This window comes from Bordetella genomosp. 11 (assembly GCF_002261215.1).
In the GTDB taxonomy this organism is placed as follows: domain Bacteria; phylum Pseudomonadota; class Gammaproteobacteria; order Burkholderiales; family Burkholderiaceae_B; genus Bordetella_C.
On the sequence record NZ_NEVS01000004.1, the window covers coordinates 4438522 to 4454945 of the forward strand.

Annotated in this window: 15 protein-coding genes; 10 read left to right on the forward strand and 5 right to left on the reverse strand. The window is 67.6% G+C overall.

Annotation, left to right across the window (positions count from 1 at the left end; translation table 11 throughout):
• The first annotated feature begins 85 nt into the window (after positions 1–85).
• From CAL28_RS27645 to CAL28_RS27665, 5 genes are all read left to right on the forward strand, one after another.
• Positions 86–550 (forward strand): HIT family protein, encoded by a 465-nt coding sequence (locus CAL28_RS27645; RefSeq protein WP_094844189.1) that lies wholly within the window; start codon positions 86–88, stop codon positions 548–550.
• Between the two features lie 33 nt (positions 551–583).
• Positions 584–1045, forward strand: a complete 462-nt coding sequence (locus tag CAL28_RS27650; RefSeq protein WP_094844190.1) for an STY0301 family protein — start codon at positions 584–586, stop codon at positions 1043–1045.
• Complete coding sequence (locus CAL28_RS27655; protein ID WP_094844191.1) at positions 1046–1798, forward strand: uracil-DNA glycosylase; 753 nt, start codon at positions 1046–1048, stop codon at positions 1796–1798.
• 298 nt (positions 1799–2096) lie between these two features.
• Positions 2097–3827: a DEAD/DEAH box helicase gene (locus tag CAL28_RS27660; protein ID WP_094844192.1), complete on the forward strand. Its 1731-nt coding sequence runs from the start codon at positions 2097–2099 to the stop codon at positions 3825–3827.
• Between the two features lie 248 nt (positions 3828–4075).
• Positions 4076–5248, forward strand: coding sequence for a class I SAM-dependent methyltransferase (locus tag CAL28_RS27665; RefSeq protein ID WP_094844887.1), 1173 nt, complete (start codon positions 4076–4078; stop codon positions 5246–5248).
• A gap of 15 nt (positions 5249–5263) precedes the next feature.
• Here the strand turns inward: CAL28_RS27665 and CAL28_RS27670 are convergent, their stop codons facing one another.
• Entirely contained in the window at positions 5264–6436 is a 1173-nt protein-coding gene (locus CAL28_RS27670; RefSeq protein WP_094844193.1) for a CCA tRNA nucleotidyltransferase, read from the reverse strand.
• Positions 6437–6467: 31 nt separating this feature from the next.
• Positions 6468–8615, reverse strand: coding sequence for a lytic transglycosylase domain-containing protein (locus tag CAL28_RS27675; protein ID WP_094844194.1), 2148 nt, complete (start codon positions 8613–8615; stop codon positions 6468–6470).
• 26 nt (positions 8616–8641) lie between these two features.
• On the opposite strand from CAL28_RS27675, the gene CAL28_RS27680 reads away from it, so the two are divergent.
• The 5 genes from CAL28_RS27680 to CAL28_RS27700 all read left to right on the forward strand — a co-directional run bounded on the left by CAL28_RS27680 (position 8642) and on the right by CAL28_RS27700 (position 13977).
• Entirely contained in the window at positions 8642–9265 is a 624-nt protein-coding gene (locus CAL28_RS27680) for a 5-formyltetrahydrofolate cyclo-ligase (RefSeq protein WP_094844195.1), read from the forward strand.
• A 236-nt stretch (positions 9266–9501) separates the two neighbouring features.
• Positions 9502–10932, forward strand: a complete 1431-nt coding sequence (locus CAL28_RS27685) for a circularly permuted type 2 ATP-grasp protein (RefSeq protein ID WP_440588422.1) — start codon at positions 9502–9504, stop codon at positions 10930–10932.
• Between the two features lie 2 nt (positions 10933–10934).
• Positions 10935–11903 carry an alpha-E domain-containing protein gene (locus CAL28_RS27690; RefSeq protein WP_094844196.1) on the forward strand — a complete coding sequence of 323 codons (969 nt, stop codon included), beginning with the start codon at positions 10935–10937 and terminating at the stop codon, positions 11901–11903.
• Positions 11904–11935: 32 nt separating this feature from the next.
• On the forward strand, positions 11936–12727 hold the full coding sequence (locus CAL28_RS27695; RefSeq protein ID WP_094844197.1) for a transglutaminase family protein: 792 nt from the start codon (positions 11936–11938) through the stop codon (positions 12725–12727).
• Positions 12728–13113: 386 nt separating this feature from the next.
• On the forward strand, positions 13114–13977 hold the full coding sequence (locus tag CAL28_RS27700) for a proteasome-type protease (RefSeq protein ID WP_094844198.1): 864 nt from the start codon (positions 13114–13116) through the stop codon (positions 13975–13977).
• Positions 13978–14118: 141 nt separating this feature from the next.
• Here the strand turns inward: CAL28_RS27700 and CAL28_RS27705 are convergent, their stop codons facing one another.
• The 3 genes from CAL28_RS27705 to CAL28_RS27715 all read right to left on the reverse strand — a co-directional run bounded on the left by CAL28_RS27705 (position 14119) and on the right by CAL28_RS27715 (position 16421).
• The gene (locus CAL28_RS27705) at positions 14119–15120 is read right to left on the reverse strand and encodes a CDP-diacylglycerol diphosphatase (protein ID WP_094844199.1); all 1002 of its coding nucleotides are present in this window, start codon (positions 15118–15120) and stop codon (positions 14119–14121) included.
• Positions 15121–15240: 120 nt separating this feature from the next.
• On the reverse strand, positions 15241–16086 hold the full coding sequence (metF, locus tag CAL28_RS27710; RefSeq protein WP_094844200.1) for a methylenetetrahydrofolate reductase [NAD(P)H]: 846 nt from the start codon (positions 16084–16086) through the stop codon (positions 15241–15243).
• A complete protein-coding gene (locus CAL28_RS27715; RefSeq protein ID WP_094844201.1) occupies positions 16083–16421 on the reverse strand; it encodes a phage holin family protein in 339 nt (112 codons plus the stop codon). Before CAL28_RS27715 ends, metF begins: the two co-directional genes overlap by 4 nt.
• Positions 16422–16424 lie beyond the last annotated feature (3 nt).

Below are 16424 nucleotides of genomic sequence, written 5' to 3' on the forward strand. Positions count from 1 at the left end.
GCCCCCTACAAAGAGTCGCCAAAACGGCCTACTATCATGGCCTTTTCCGCATATCGACGCCGAACGGCGCCTGGACCGACTGCCCATGGCCACTCTGCTTCCCGACTGTCCGCTCTGTCAGCAGCCCGGCGGCGCCCTGCTGTGGCAGGGTACGCATCTGCGCGTGGTGGAAGTCGAGGACGCGGACTATCCCGGCTACACCCGGGTAATCTGGAACGCGCACATGGCGGAGATGACCAGCCTGTCGCGCCACGGCCGCGAACTGATGATGGAGGCGGTCTGGCGCGTGGAAGAAACGCAGCGAGAGATACTGCATCCGGACAAGATCAATGTCGCCTCGCTGGGCAACATGGTGCCGCACTTGCACTGGCACATCATCCCGCGCTGGCGCGGCGACCGGCATTTTCCGGACGCCGTCTGGGCGCCCCCGCGGATCCCGCGCGGCCAGGAACCACCCGAATGGGCGCCGCGCATGGCCGCCCTGCAGGCCGTGATGCAGCGCTATCGCAACCGGCTGCTCGAAACCCTGAACGCACTGCCGCGCCATTGATCGATCGCCGTTGAATACATGATTACGCGTGCCATGAGATCCCGCTTTCCGGTCCATTCCGTCCAGCAGCTGGTCGCCGCGCTCGGCCTGGCGGCCGCCGCGCCGGCATGCCTGGCCGCCCGGCCTGTCACCACGCCCTGCCCCGCCCTGCTGCAAATCACGCAGACGCCGGTCAATACCCCGGGCGGGTGGTCGGTGATGCCGGACCCCCGGCGCGATACCGATCATCACCTGCAAGGCATTACCTTCTTCGCCGGCGACCCGCGCAATATGGTCGCGCTGGCGCCGGACACCGAAAAGCGGTCCGTCCGCGGCTACGCCTCGACCTGGCATTTCCAGCCGGACGAGCAGGGCTACTGGATCGGGTGCAGCTATACGGATACGAACCTGCTGGCCGTGCGCAAGCTCGCGGACAACATCAGCCAGTGCGACATGATGCAATACCTGGCCGATCGACGCCGGCCCGGCGGCGCGGTGCAAGTGGTCTGTTACTGAATGGAAAACCGTCTTCGCACGTCCCTGTCGGCCCTGGTTGCCCAACTGCCGCGGGACTGGGCCCCGGCCCTGGCCATTCCCGCCGCCGCGCGGGCGCTGCCGGAAATCTGCGGCCACGTCGACCGCCGCATCGAGGCCGGCGCCATCGTCTACCCGTGCACCCCGTTCCGTGCCCTGGAAATGCTGCGCCCCGGCGAGGTCAAGGTGGTGATCCTGGGGCAGGACCCCTACCACGGGCCGGGACAGGCGCAGGGCCTGGCGTTTTCCGTGCCGGACCAGTGCAAGCGACCGCCCAGCCTGCGCAATATCTTCAAGGAGATCGCCGCCGAGTATCCGGACAAGGGCATCCCCACGGGCAACGACCTGACGCCCTGGGTGGCTCAAGGCGTGCTCCTGCTGAATACCTCGCTTACGGTAGAGGACGGGCAGCCCGCCTCGCATGCCAAGCGCGGCTGGGAAGCCATCACGGACGCGCTGATCTCCCTGGTGGCCCGCCAGCCCCAGCCCAAGGTCTTCATGCTGTGGGGCGCGCATGCCCAGTCCAAGCGCGCGCTGTTGCCCGATGACCACAACACGCTGGTGCTCATGGCCAACCATCCCTCGCCGCTGTCGGCATCGCGCCCCCCAGTGCCCTTCCTGGGCTGCGGCCATTTCCGCCAGGCCAACGAGTGGCTTCTGACGCACGGCCAGGAAATTGTCGATTGGGGTTTGCCCGAGAAAACACTGGCGCGGCAACAGGAATTCAGGTTATGATTTCTGCGCTGCACAAAAAGAACGGCATTTTTCGGCATTACTGTTAGTCCGCCGCCAGCGCTCCTGGCGGCCTCGAAACAAGTCACGGTGTCTGCAGCTTTCCCGGGTAGAACAAACCCGGTGATGCCGGTCTTCATCGCTTCCTGACCCCTTTCCTTTCGCCAGCGTCCCAAACTGGGACGCGACATGCGCATGGTTGATCCGGTCGGCGTCGATGCTCCATCAACCTGCGCTGGATCCGGCACACACACCCCGGCCCGGCCTAGAAACTCGCCGCCAAAAGCGGCAAGGGAAAGTCATGTCTTTCGAAACACTGGGACTCGCTCCCACCCTGTTGTCCGCCCTGCAAGAAGCGGGCTTCACCACTCCCACCTCCGTACAAGCCGCCGCGATTCCGCAAGCCATCGCCGGCCAGGACCTGATGGTCTCTTCGCAGACGGGTAGCGGCAAGACCGCGGCCTTCATGCTGCCGGCGTTGAATCGCATCGCGCAAATGCCCGCCAACAAGGGCACCGGCGTGCAGGTGCTGGTTCTGACGCCGACGCGCGAACTGGCCCTGCAGGTCAACGATGCGACGCGCCTGTACGGCAAGAATCTGCGCGACCTGCGGACCGCCACGGTCGTTGGCGGCATGCCCTACGGCGCGCAGCTGAAGGCCTTGTCGCGCCGCGTCGACGTGCTGGTCGCCACCCCGGGCCGCCTGATCGACCATTTGCAGGCCGGCCGCGTCAAGATGAACACGGTGCATACGCTGGTGCTGGACGAAGCCGACCGCATGCTGGACATGGGCTTCATCGAGGATATCGAGACCATCATCAGCCGCCTGCCGGCCGAACGCCAGACGCTGCTGTTCTCGGCGACGCTGGACGGCACGGTCGCCAAGCTGGCCGCGAAGATGATGCGCGATCCGCAGCGCATCGAGATCGCCGGCCACAAGGAAAAGCATTCCAATATCACGCAGAGCCTGCTGTACGCCGACGATGCCGCGCACAAGATGCAATTGCTGGATCACGTGCTGCGCGACGCCGCCCTGGACCAGGCCATCGTCTTCACGGCCACCAAGCGCGGCGCCGATGACCTGGCCGATCGCCTGACCGACCAGGGTTTCGCCGCGGCGGCGCTGCATGGCGACATGAACCAGCGCCAGCGTACCCGCACGCTGGGCATGCTGCAGCGTGGCCAGTTGAAGGTGCTGGTGGCCACCGACGTGGCCGCCCGCGGCATCGACGTGCAGGGCATCAGCCACGCCGTGAACTTCGATCTGCCCATGCAGGCCGAGGACTACGTGCACCGCATCGGCCGCACCGGCCGCGCGGGCCGCGACGGCCTGGCTTTCACGCTGGCCACGCATGCCGAACGCCATAAGGTCCGCCGTATCGAGCATTTCACCGGCCAGACGCTGACCCCTCAGGTCATCGCCGGCCTGGAACCCAAGCGCGCGGCGCGCCCCGCCTACGAGCGCACCGGCGGCAAGCCGTCTTTCGGCAAGCGGCCGTTCAACCGCGACAACCGCGGCTCGTACGCCGGCGGACGCCCCTTCGAAGATCGTCCGCGCCGTGAAGGCGCCGGCCCGCAATACAGCGGCCCGGCCGCCGGCGATCGCCCGGCCCGCCCGCAAGGCGACCGCCCTTTCCGCGCCGACGGTGAATTCCGTGGCGCCGAGCGTGGCTTCCGTCCGGAAGGCGGGTATCGCAAGCCGGCCGAAGGCTTCCGGTCGGAAGGCGGCTTCCGCAAGCCCGAGGGCGCTGCGCGCACCGAAGGCGGTTTCCGTCCGGCCGATCGCGGTTTTCGTGCCGAAGGCGCGGCCCGTCCCGAACGCGGCTTCACCCATGGCGACCGTCCACAGCGCACCGAAGGTGCTTTCCGGGCGGCGCGTTCGGAAGGTGGCCTGCGCGCGGACAAGGCTGTTCGCGAAGGCGGCGGCGCGGGTGGCCATTCTGCCGAACGGGCCGCCCGGCCCGCCTTCGACAAGCGCCCCGCCCGTCCGGCCAAGTCCTTCAAGCCGGCTTACGCCGGCCGCCGGGACTGACCTGGCGCGCAAGCCGCTATCGGCCCCATGGCGGATAGTGGCTTGACCTGTATGTAGCTGGAACACGGCGCGGCATGACCGCGCCGTGTTCTTTTCCGCTTCCGCAACGATCCCGTTCGTGAAGTACCGCGTCGTCAGGCGGGGATACGGCCCGGGTGCCCGGGTTCCGCTGCCGACCGCGGCGCGATTTCCGACCCGCCGGATTTCCTGAAACAATGGCGGTTTCGACGTTTTCCGCCCCGGTTTTCATGCCACAGACCTTCCCCCCGCCACTCGATGACGCATCCCGCGCCCACGCCGAGCGCATGGCCGCGCATCTGCGCCTGGCGATTGCCCAGGCCGGCGGGTGGTTGTCGTTCGAACACTGGATGGCCGACGCCCTGTACGCGCCCGGCCTGGGTTACTACGCCGCGGGCAGCGCCAAGCTGGCCCAGCCGGCCGGCGGCACGGGGATCGCGGGCGATTTCGTGACCGCGCCGGAGCTGACCCCCTTGTTCGGCGCGACGCTGGCGGCGCAGGCCGCGCAAGTGCTGCGGCAGACCGGCACCCTGGACGTACTGGAGTTCGGCGCGGGAACCGGGGCCCTGGCCGAACAGGTCCTGGCCGCGCTGGACGCGGAGGGCCTGGACGCGCGCTATCGCATCGTCGAAGTCTCCGCCGACCTGCGCGCGCGCCAGCAGGCGCGGCTGGCGCCGCATGGCGACCGCGTCGCCTGGCTGGACCGCTTGCCCGACGCCTTCGAAGGGTGCGTGCTGGCCAACGAAGTGCTGGACGCCATGCCGGTGCAGGTGTTTCGCTGGGACGAGACCGGCGCCCTGCTTGAACGGGGCGTCGTGGCCACGGCCGAAGGTGGTTTTGCCTGGTCGGACCGGCCCGCGCCGCCGCGGCTGCTGCAAGTCATGAGCGAGCGCATGCCCCCGCTGGAGGGCTATGTCTCGGAAGTCAATCTGCAAGGCGAGGCCTGGCTGCGCGGCATGGGGCAATGGCTGCGGCGCGGCGCGGCGCTGATCATCGATTACGGCTTTCCCCGCCACGAGTACTACCATCCGCAGCGCGCCGCCGGCACGTTGATGTGCCACCTGCGCCATCACGCCCACGCCGACCCTTTCCTGGCACCCGGGCTGCAGGACATCACCGCGCACGTCGATTTCACGGCCATGGCCGACGCCGCGCTGGCCGGCGGCCTGGATGTGCTGGGCTATCTGTCGCAGGCGAATTTCCTGGTGAACGCCGGCCTGGTGGAACGCGTGGGAAGCCTGGACCCGGCCGACGCCGCGGCCTATGCGCGTGCCGTGGCGCCGGTGCAGAAACTGCTCTCCGAGGCCGAGATGGGGGAATTGTTCAAGGTGCTGGCCGTGGGCCGGGACGTGGACCCGCCGCTGCTCGGTTTCCGGCGCGGCGACCGGCGCGCCATGCTGTAGAAGCAGTTTGCGCGGCTATTGCGCGGCGGCCGCCCGCACCGCCTGGAGGCGCGCGGCGCGCAGCGCCTGCTGGATCTGCCGCGGCTGGCCCGGGTACCGCCGCGCGATGGCGCCGGCGTCCAGCCCCCGTATGGCTGCCAACGCGCGCTGCCACGCCGGCAGGTCCACCTCTTGCCGCACGCTGGCCACGTGCAGCAGATCGAGGAAGCGATCGGGCTTGCGCAGGGCATCGCAACGCTCCATCAGCGCCAGCCGTGCATCGGCGGCGTCAGGGGCGTCGGCAGCGCCGCCCGTGGGAGCGGCGTCGTCGGAAGCCGCGCCATCCGCGATGGCAGGTCCCGCCGCCAGGACGCGCGGATCGTCCAGCACGATAGGCAGCAGCCGCGCATGGTCCGCGCATTCGGTCGGCACCCGCAAGCGCGCCGACAGATCCGCGCGTTGCGGCGAGGCCAGGCACAACAGGGCATAGCGCCCGGGCAGCGGCAAGCCGCGCCGCGCGGCCTCGTCCACGTCGGCCTTGACGGCCTCGTCCACGAGCAGGCCGGGCAGGATGCGCGGCAGGGCCTGAGCCTGCGCCAGCACGTCCAACATGCGCGAGGGACGCGCGGTCATCAGGCCGCGCGACAACTCTTTCCACACCCGCTCGGGCACCAGCGCGTCCGCTTCCCCGGCATCGACCATGGCGCGGCACAGTGCCAGGGTTTCCGGCGCCACCTCGAAATCGTCGAAGCGCGCGGCGAAGCGCGCCAGGCGCAGGATACGCACAGGGTCTTCGGCAAAGGCCTCGCCGACATGGCGCAGAATCCGTGCGCGCAGGTCGCGCACGCCGCCCAGGGGGTCGATAAGCCGGCCGTCGGCATCGCGCGCGATGGCATTGATGGTCAGGTCGCGCCGCGCCAGGTCTTCCTCCAGCGTGACGTCGCTGCCCGTGTAGAACGTAAAGCCCTTGTAGCCGCGCCCGGACTTGCGCTCGGTGCGCGCCAGCGCGTACTCCTCGTGGGTCCGCGGATGCAGGAACACCGGGAAATCACCGCCGACGGGCACGAAGCCACGTCGCGTCATGGCTTCCGGCGTCGCGCCCACCACCACCCAGTCGCGGTCGCCCGCCGGCAGGCCCAACAGCTCGTCGCGGACGGCGCCCCCGACGATATAGGCCTGCAAACCTTCCAGCACCGGGTCGGTCACCAGGACACTCCCGGGAAGCAGCCACCGGCCCCGTTCACGGCAGATCCGTCCGTTCCGGCGGCTGCGGCGCGATCTCGCCCAGCCGCTGCTTGAGCGATTGCGGCTGGCCGGTAAACATCGCCGCGTAATACGTGGCGTTGGCCATGACGTTCTTCACGTAGGTGCGGGTTTCGGTAAAGGGGATGGTTTCCGCGAAGATCGCGCCCTCCACCGGATGGGTCAGCGTGGCGCGCCAGCGGATGGGGCGGCGCGGGCCCGCGTTATAGCCGGCGCTGGCCAGCACCTGCGATCCGTCCAGGTCCTGCAGCACCATGCTCAGGTAGGAAGTGCCCAGGAGGGTATTGGTATCGAAGTCGTTGACCTGGCCCGGCGTGAAATTGCTCAACCCGATCTTGCCGGCCACCCATTTGGCCGTGCCCGGCATCAGCTGCATCAGCCCGGACGCGCCCACCGAGGAACGCGCGTCCATGATGAAGCGCGACTCCTGGCGGATCAGGCCATAGACCCAGGCCGGGTCCAGCGCCACCTGGCTGGCCTTGGCCGCCACGCGGCCTTCGAAAGGCGCGATATAGCGTTGCGTGAAATCGAACTGTTTTTCGGTACGGTCCGAGGTATTCACCACCCGGTCGTAGATATTCTCGCGGCGCGCGAGTTCGGCGGCTGCCAGCAATCGGCGGTCGTCCATGCCGCGCAGGGCGAAATTCCATTCCGGCACAGCGTCGCCGCGCCAGCCCAGGCGGAACAGCGCGATCGCCCGCTGCAGGCCGGCGTCGGCGCGCGCGCTCGCCATTTCCTGCGGTGTGGGCGGGGCGGCACGCGGCGGCACGGTGATCGTGCGGCCCAGCTCTTCGGCCGCCAACTGGCCATAAAAGGTGAACTGCCCGGCGATCTGTTCGTATTCCTGCTGCGCCCGTTCGCGCCGGCCGGTCGCAGCCAGTCCGCGCGCGTGCCAATAGATCCACGCGGGTTCGTCGCGCGCCTGCGGCGACATGGCCTCGATGGACGCGATCACCCATTTCCAGTCGATGCGCTGCTGCCGCAGGGCGGCGCGTACCTTCCATTCCTCGTTGTACTGCGTCAGCCGGATATGGCCGGCTTCGACATACCAGTCGTGGGCGCGTGGATCCTGGTTCAGCACCGCCACCAGCGCCAGCTGCGCCCGCACCCACGCCAGGTCCTGGCGCGGCAAGGCGCGCGCCCATTCCCGCCGGACATAGGCATCGGCCACGTCCAGGTTGCCGCGCGCCAGGCGCGCCAGCGCGATGGTTACCAGTTCCGTCTCCGCCTGCGTGCGTGGCGGCTTGGACTGCCGCACCAGCCACTTCATCGGGTCCTTGATCATGGCGTCGTAGGCTTTCTGTTCGGGGGGCTCGAACAGATAACCCGCGTACTTGCGCGCGTCGGCCAGCTTGTTGTCCTCGATCGCATCGCGCAGCCTGGGCTGCAGGTCGTTCCAGCCCAGGATGTGGTTGGCGACCAGGTCGTCATACAGCGACCAGCACCACACCCCCGGGGCAAAGGCGCGCATTGCTTCGGCGCCGCCGACTTTCCTGCCGGTCATGTAGCGGGCTTCCAGCGTCGCGCACTCGGTCTGCGCGTTGCCATTCTTGACGGGCGCGAGCTTGTTGACGGTGTCGTAGTCGCCCGAACGCGCCGCCGCCAGCAGCCAGTCGGCCCGCAGCTTGTCGGCCAGGTAGGCGTCCGGATTGCGTTCGATGAAGCGCCGCAACTGGTCCACCGGCCATTGCGCGCGCGGCATGTTCCACACCTGGTAGCGCAGCAGCCAGTACTCGGGATACATGCCGAGGATATCGTCGCGCGCCTGCGGCACGACCACGGCCAGGGCCGACCACTGCTTGCGCAGCATGGCGTCGCGCGCGGTCATGACCGCCTGTCGCGCCGGGGTCGGTGGCTCGTTGCTCGATATCGACACGTCTTCGGGGCGCGCGCTGGCGGAGGGATCGTCGGCCAGGGTGGTAAGCGGAGCATCCGTCGCGATCGCGGCGGCGGACGTACCGGCCGGCGCCGCGATCGCCGGCGAATCCTGGCCGGCGCGCTGCTGCGCATCCACCGGCGCGCAGGCGGACGTCAGCAGCGCCAGCAGCGGCAATGCGCGACGCAACAAGCGCCCGCCATCGCCCCCGGGCGATTTCTGATAACGTCCCGATTCCCCCCTACGCATCAGTTCTCCTTAACGCCTGGACCCGAATGACCACCAAAAACACGTTGAAGGATAACGCAGTACCGCTGCGCAAGCGATTGCGGGAGGCGCGCGCATCGTTGAACGAGGCACAGCGTCAACGCGGTGGCCTGCTCATGCGTGGCCGCCTTTTCACCTGGGTGGCGCTGGCGCGCGAAGCGGCGCGCAACGCGGGCCGCCCGGGACCTTCCGTCATCGCCGCCTACTGGCCGCTGCAGGACGAGCCGGATCTGCGGCCTTTGCTGGCACAATGGGCGGAAGCGGGTATCACCGTAGCCCTGCCCGCCGTGCGCGGCGCCGGCCAGCCCCTGGAATTCCGCCCCTGGGTGCCCGACGCGCCCATGCAGGAAGGGGCTTACGGCATCCAGGAACCGCTGCCCGGCGCCACCGTCATCCCCGATCTGATCCTGGTACCCACGTTGGGGTACAGCGGGCAGGCCGACCGGGTCGGCTACGGTGGCGGGTACTACGACCGCACGCTGTCGGCGTTGAAAACGGCGGGACATGCATTCACGACGATCGGCATCGCCTGGACGGTAGGGCGACTGGAGGATACTCACATACCCGAGGCCCACGACGTCCGGCTGGATGCCGTCCTGACTCCCGACGGCTGGGTGCCCAAGGCGCCCTGAGCAACGCAGACACAACCAAACCGGCGTCCGCCACCCCGCCGGGCGCCGCACCATCACGGTGCACCGCCCGGCGCCGGCGGAACGCCGGCGACGCACCAGGTCGGCGCCCCATGCGCTTTCCCCCATAACCGCAAAATTGGCACAAGTGTTGCTTCCATTGCGGTGTAACAAGCGATGCCGGCCATCGCCCCAGGCAAAGGGCGAGACCGGCCGCCCCTGACAGGAGGAGCGCAACCATGGACCAACCGTCCGGCACTATCCGCGCCTACGACGAGATGTACGACAGCGCGGGCGAAGTGCGTCCGCATTACAGCGCCCTCGGGCAATGGCTCGCGACCCAGACCGACGAGGTCATGGCCGCCCGCCGCCTGGAAGCCGATTTCAATTTCCGCCGGGTGGGCATCACGTTTTCCGTGGCCGGCGACGAAGCCGGCACCGAGCGCCTGATTCCCTTCGACCTGATTCCGCGCATTATCCCGGCCGCCGAATGGCGCCACCTGGACGCGGGACTGAAGCAGCGCGTGCGCGCGCTGAACATGTTCATTCACGACATCTATCATGGCCACGACATCGTGCGCGCCGGCATCGTCCCGGCCGAACAGGTCTTCCTGAACGCGCAATACCGCCCGGAAATGCAGGACGTCGATGTCGCCGAGAACATCTACTGCCATATTGCCGGCGTGGACGTGGTGCGGACCGGCGCGGGCGATTTCTATGTCCTGGAGGACAATCTGCGCGTCCCGTCCGGCGTGTCCTACATGCTGGAAAACCGCAAGATGTCCATGCGCCTGCTGCCCGATGCCTTCAGCCGCCTGAAGGTGGGGCCGGTGGCGCACTATCCGGACCTGCTGCTGGACAACCTGCGGGAAGTGGCGCCGCGCGGCAACGACGATCCCACGGTGGTCGTGCTGACGCCCGGCATGTACAACCCCGCGTACTTCGAACATGCCTTCCTGGCGCAGCAGATGGGCGTCGAGCTCGTCGAGGGCCGCGACCTGTTCGTCGACCACAACACCGTCTATATGCGCACGACGCGCGGCCCGCGCCGCGTGGATGTCATCTACCGCCGCGTCGACGATGATTTCATGGACCCGCTCTCCTTCCGCGCCGATTCCGCGCTGGGCGTGCCGGGGCTGATGTCGGTCTATCGCGCCGGCCGCATCACGCTGGCCAACGCCGTCGGCACGGGCATCGCCGACGACAAATCGACCTACCTGTACGTCCCGGACATGATCCGCTTCTACCTGGGCGAGGAACCGCTGCTGCAGAACGTTCCCACCTGGCGCTGCGCGCGGTCCGACGAGCTGTCCCATGTCCTGGCCAATATGCATGAACTGGTGGTCAAGGAGGTACATGGAGCGGGCGGCTACGGCATGCTGGTGGGACCGGCGTCCACGCGCGCCCAGGTCGATGCCTTCCGCGAACGCGTGCGGGCCAATCCCGCGGCCTACATCGCGCAGCCCACGCTGGCTTTGTCCACCGTGCCCACCTACGTCGAAAGCGGCGTCGCGCCGCGCCACGTCGATCTGCGCCCCTATGTGCTGTGCGGCAAGGAAATCCATACCGTGCCGGGCGGCTTGTGCCGCGTCGCGCTGACCGAGGGCTCGCTGGTGGTCAACAGCAGCCAGGGCGGCGGTACCAAGGACACCTGGGTGCTGGAGGAATGACCATGCTGAGCCGCACTGCCGATAATCTGTTCTGGATGTGCCGTTACATGGAGCGCGCGGAGAACATGGCCCGCATGCTGGATGTGAGCATGCAAATGTCGCTGCTGCCGCAGGACCCCGCCACGCGCGAACGGTCCTGGCACGCGCTGATGCGCATCTCCGAACTGCAAACCCTGTTCGACGAGCGCTATCCGGAGGGCAGCGCGCGCGACGTGCTGCGCTTCATGATGCGCGAGCCGGACAACCCGTCCTCCATCTACGCCTGCCTGCACGCCGCCCGCGAGAACGCCCGCGCGGTGCGCGGCAGCCTGACGACCGAACTCTGGGAGACCTACAACACCACCTGGCTGGAGCTGCTGCGCCACCTGCGCTCGGAGCTTCCCGAACGCAACCCGGGAGAGTTCTTCGAATGGGTCAAATTCCGTTCGCATGTGGCGCGCGGCGTGACGCTGGGCACCATGCTGGAGGACGAGGCGCTGTACTTCATGCGCCTGGGCATGAACCTGGAGCGCGCCGACAATACCGCGCGCATGCTGGACGTCAAATTCCACGAATCCGACGATGCCGAAGCGGGCCGCACCGGGGCGCAGCGCGGCATGGCGGTGCGCGAGGAGTTCTACCGCTGGGCCGCGATCCTGGGTTCGGTCTCCGGGCTGGAGGTCTATCGCAAGGTGTACCGCGACGTGGTCACGCCGGATCGCGTGGCCGAACTGCTGATCCTGCACGGCGATATGCCGCGCTCGCTGCTCAGCTCGGTGCAATCCGTCCGGGACGACCTGGCGCTGGTGTCCAACGACCGTTCGGCCGAAACCGAACGCCGCGCCGGCATGCTGTGTTCCGAACTGCGCTATGGCAAGGTGGAGGACATCATGGCAGCGGGCCTGCACGACTTCCTGGAACGATTCCTGGAAAGGATCAAGGACCTGGGCAATCGCATCAGCCAGGACTTTCTGCTGCCGCTTTCGGCATAGCGAGGCGGCACGTCCGCCACAGGAAAACGGCCATGAGACACTTCATCAAACACGTTACCCAGTACCGCTACACCGCGCCCGTCAGCTACAGCATCCAGACCTTGCGCCTGACGCCGCGCGGCGAGGACCACCAGCGCTCGCTGCGCTGGCACATCTACGCGCCGGGCGACCTGGCCGAACAGGTGGACGCCTACGGCAACACCACCCATACGTTGACGCTGAACCGCCAGCACGACGAAATCGACCTGCTGGTCACGGGCCAGGTGGAAATCGACCCGCTGACCGACGGCCTGCTCACCAGCGAGGAAAACCGGCTGCCCGTGGATGCCTACCGCGTGCCCACGCCGTTGACGCTGCCCGACGCCACGATCCTGGATTTCTGCGCGCGGGTCCTGCCGGGCGGATTGCGCGAGCCGGCCGATGTACTGAAGCTGGCACAGGCGATCTCCGACCATGTCGCCTACGAGCCGGGCATCACGGACGTCACCACCGTCGCTTCCCAGGTACTGGCGCTCGGCCATGGCGTATGCCAGGACCATGCCCACCTGTTCCTGGCCTGCGCGCGCGCGCTGGGCGTACCCGCGCGCTATGTCAGCGGCTATCTGTACACCGTTACCGACCATGCCGCCAGCCACGCCTGGGCCGACGTCTGGCTGCCCGGCGGAGCCTGGTGCAGCGTCGACATCACCAACCGCCAGTTCGCTTCCGACTGTCACTGCAGGCTGGCCGTCGCGCGCGACTACGATTCCGCCAGCCCGGTACGCGGCGTGCGCCACGGCGGCGGCAATGAGTCGATGGTGGTTACGGTGCAAGTCCAGCAGTAGGCCCCCTGAAGCAGGCTCCCCCTGAAGCAGGCTCCCCCCCGAAGCGCTGCGCGCTTCCCCCCCAGGGGGGCGCCGCTGGAGGACCGGCGGAGCCGGATCCTCGGCGTCCCCGCTCTGGGGGCACCTGTTTTTTGCGTGGGGTGGGGAGGATTGAGGCGCTGGGTGGCGCTGGGGACCGGCGGAGTCGGGTCCTCGGCGTCACTGCTCTGGGGACACCTGTTTTTTGCGTGGGCTGGGGAGGGTTGAGGCGCTGGGCGGCGCGCTGCGGGGCGGGATAGGTGCGGGTGTTGTTTGCTGGCGATGGGTTATCGGCAGTTCAAGGGGGGTGATTGGCGTGGCATGCCGGGGATAACTAAAATATCGGGATTGCCTCTTGTCGAGCATCCATGACTTACTGTGTCGCGGCCCATTTGCACGAGGGCCTGGTTTTTCTCGCGGACTCACGCACCAATGCCGGCGTGGACCAGATCAGCGTGTTTCGTAAACTGAACGTTTTCGAACGTCCGGGCGAACGCGTCATGGTGCTGATGACCTCCGGCAATCTGGCCATCAGCCAGTCCATCATGACCATGCTGTCCATGCACGACAGCGCGGATCCCGGTTCCATCTGGAACGCGCCCAATATGTTCGAGGCCACCCGCATCGTTGGCGAGGCCATCCGCGAAGTGCATCGGCGCGATGCCGAGGCACTGCACGAACAGGGCGTGGAATTCAACGTCACACTGATCTTCGGCGGCCAGATCGGCCGCGAGCGCTGCCGGCTGTTCCAGGTCTATGCGGCGGGCAACTTCATCGAAGCACATGCCGAATGCCCCTACTTCCAGATCGGCGAATCCAAGTACGGCAAGCCCATCCTGGACCGGGTACTGGAGCCCGGCACGACGCTGGACGAAGCGGCCAAATGCGCGCTGATCTCAATGGATTCCACGCTGCGCTCGAATATCTCTGTCGGGCTGCCGCTGGACCTGCTCGTCTACGAAGCCGATACGCTGCGGGTCACCCGCTTCGCGAACATCGACGAGAACAATGCCTACTTCCGCATGATCCGCAACAGCTGGGGCGAAAAGCTGCGCCAGGTATTCGCGGAAATCGACGACCCGGCCTGGACCAATCCGGCGTCTCCGGACAGCCTGGTGCCGGCCGGGCGCACGCACCAGCCGGTGCGGGTACTGCCCGGCAGCTGCGAGCCCACGGACGTCGCGCCCGTGCAGGCCTTGGCCGAGGGACGGGACCCCTCGCAGCGGAGCTGACCTCGCGCCGGCGCAAGCGGACGGCCGGCGCGGCGCGCACCTGAAGGTGCCCCAATCCGTCGTCAATGCGTCGCGCCCCCGACAGGCGGCGTGTCCGCCCGCCATCAGGCGCCGCCGACGGATCGACACGAGGCGGCGCGGCTAGTTTGCGGATCGGTCGGCGATACCGCTTTTGGCGATTGCGCAGGTATCGTCGAGCAATTCCTCCGAGGCGCCGCGGTTGCTGGCGGCCGTTCCCTGGCCATGCCTGACGTCCTGGCCGGCTTCGCTGTCCAGAATGGCAAAACCCGGCCGGCCGTCGGGCAACGTCACGGGGGCCATGAACAACGTGTGGGGCAGCATGGAGCCGTCGGGATACACGTCGCGCGCCAACAGGCGGACCGGATCCGTCCGCGCCAGCGCGGCGTCGTCCGTCAGGATGGCCCGATAGGCATATGAGCTGCCGGCCATCGGCGGCAGCCACGTCCACCGCTTGTCGCTCAGCGTGCCGATACGCTCGGCCAGCGTGGCCGCGACGTCGGGACGGATGCAAGTGATATGGATATGCAGCTGGTCCTGCGTACGGCCATAGATGGAGTTGGCGGCGAAACCGACCTGGGTCCGCAACAGCGGCAGCTTCAGCACCTTTTCCACGTATCGCCAGTTCTCGTAGGCGGCGCGCCAGTAGTTGACGCCCGCGACGATCCACAGCCGCGCGTCCTCGATACCTGTCAGCCGGTCCGTGGGCAATAGCAGAAAGGCATAGGGCTTGGCCGGGCTGTTGTCCTTCAGGACCACATAGCCGCCGTCCACATCGACACGGGCGCAGGCATTGGGCCGCGACACGTCGTCATCGGCGCCGGTCGCGCCCGGCCGATCGCTGCCCTCAGCGCCGCCCGCGCCACGCCGCGTCAACGCGGCCCGAAGGCAGTGCCGGACAACTTCCCACAAGATGCCGCGCCGTTCCGTCACCGTCCACGTCGCGCCCGGCAAGGGACGCGCCTCGGCGCGCGGCGCCGATGCTCCCGCCACGGCGAGGTCCATGGCAGCAGCGAGCGTCAATGCCAACGCCAACGCCAACGCCAGCACGATTGAAATATTGCGCGGCCGCACCGTCCGTCCCATCGCTATCGCCCACCATCCGCAAAGGATGCCGGGCGCCATGGTATCGGGGGGAAATGACCGGATGATGGAATCCGGTCGGAATCTTCGCGCCACGCGATTCTTTGCGCGGCAATCCCGCGGGCGCCGGTGCGCGGCGGGCCGCTTTCCGGGGGATGAAGATCAGGCCCCGGCCAGGTTCTTCCAGATGGCCATCGGGGCTTCGGCGCTGTTCAGCGTGTAGAAATGCAGGCCAGGCGCGCCGCCCTCCAGCAGCTTGCGGCAAAGGTCGGTCACCACGTCCACGCCGAAAGCGCGGATGGACGCCTTGTCGTCGCCGAATTCGGCCAGGCGCAGGCGGATCCAGCGCGGGATTTCCGCGCCGCACATCTGCGAAAACCTGGCCAGCTGCGTATGGTTGGTGATGGGCATGATGCCCGGCACGACCGGTACGGAAACGCCCTTGGCCGCCACGCGTTCGATGAAATCGAAATACGCGTCGGGATTGAAGAAATACTGGGTGATCGCGCTGTCGGCGCCCGCGCGTACTTTCTCGATGAAATGGTCCAGGTCGCTGGACGGGCTGTCCGCCTGCGGATGCATTTCGGGATAGGCGGCGACCTCGATGTGGAACCAGTCGCCGGTTTCCTGGCGGATGAAAGCGACCAGATCGCGCGCGTACTTCAGTTCGCCGGCATCGCCGCCCATGCCGGACGGCAGGTCGCCACGCAAGGCAACCACCTGTCGCACGCCCTCGTCGCGATAGGACGCCAGGATGGCGCGCAGGTTCTCGCGCGTGGCGCCCACGCAGGAAAGATGCGGCGCGGCGTCCACGCCCAGGTTGCGCAGCATGCGCACGGTGCCGGCGGTGCCTTCGCGCGTCGAACCGCCCGCGCCGAAGGTCACGCTGACATAGCGCGGATGGATGGCCAGCATCTGCTTGGCCGCGCGCAGCAGGCGTTCCTGCGCGGCGATATCGCGCGGAGGAAAGAATTCCAGGCTATACGCCGGCGTAGAGGTATCGGTCATGAGACAAGCAGCGAAGACAGCAGGTAGGAGATGATGCTGTAGAGAATCGCACCGATTACCGCCCACCAGAAGCCATTGACCTGGAAGCCCTTCAGGATGGACCCGGCGAACCAGAACAACAGCGCGTTAAGGACGATGAGAAAGAGACCGAGCGTGACGATGGTGATCGGCAGGGTCAGCAACACCAGCACCGGCTTGACCAGCATGTTCAACAGGCCCAGGACCAGGGCGGCGATCAAGGCCGATCCGAAACTGGCCACGGCAATCCCCGGCAGCAGGTATGCCACCACCAGCAAGGCCACCGCATTCAGGATCCAGACGAGGATCAAGGTCATGTT

Coding starts and splice junctions, on each gene's coding strand:
- CAL28_RS27645 (WP_094844189.1), top strand. CDS start 86: ATGGCCACTCTGCTTCCCGACTGTCCGCTCTGTCAGCAGCCCGGCGGC.
- CAL28_RS27650 (WP_094844190.1), top strand. CDS start 584: ATGAGATCCCGCTTTCCGGTCCATTCCGTCCAGCAGCTGGTCGCCGCG.
- CAL28_RS27655 (WP_094844191.1), top strand. CDS start 1,046: ATGGAAAACCGTCTTCGCACGTCCCTGTCGGCCCTGGTTGCCCAACTG.
- CAL28_RS27660 (WP_094844192.1), top strand. CDS start 2,097: ATGTCTTTCGAAACACTGGGACTCGCTCCCACCCTGTTGTCCGCCCTG.
- CAL28_RS27665 (WP_094844887.1), top strand. CDS start 4,076: ATGCCACAGACCTTCCCCCCGCCACTCGATGACGCATCCCGCGCCCAC.
- CAL28_RS27675 (WP_094844194.1), bottom strand. CDS start 8,615: ATGCGTAGGGGGGAATCGGGACGTTATCAGAAATCGCCCGGGGGCGAT.
- CAL28_RS27680 (WP_094844195.1), top strand. CDS start 8,642: ATGACCACCAAAAACACGTTGAAGGATAACGCAGTACCGCTGCGCAAG.
- CAL28_RS27685 (WP_440588422.1), top strand. CDS start 9,502: ATGGACCAACCGTCCGGCACTATCCGCGCCTACGACGAGATGTACGAC.
- CAL28_RS27690 (WP_094844196.1), top strand. CDS start 10,935: ATGCTGAGCCGCACTGCCGATAATCTGTTCTGGATGTGCCGTTACATG.
- CAL28_RS27695 (WP_094844197.1), top strand. CDS start 11,936: ATGAGACACTTCATCAAACACGTTACCCAGTACCGCTACACCGCGCCC.
- CAL28_RS27700 (WP_094844198.1), top strand. CDS start 13,114: ATGACTTACTGTGTCGCGGCCCATTTGCACGAGGGCCTGGTTTTTCTC.
- CAL28_RS27705 (WP_094844199.1), bottom strand. CDS start 15,120: ATGGCGCCCGGCATCCTTTGCGGATGGTGGGCGATAGCGATGGGACGG.
- metF (WP_094844200.1), bottom strand. CDS start 16,086: ATGACCGATACCTCTACGCCGGCGTATAGCCTGGAATTCTTTCCTCCG.
- CAL28_RS27715 (WP_094844201.1), bottom strand. CDS start 16,421: ATGACCTTGATCCTCGTCTGGATCCTGAATGCGGTGGCCTTGCTGGTG.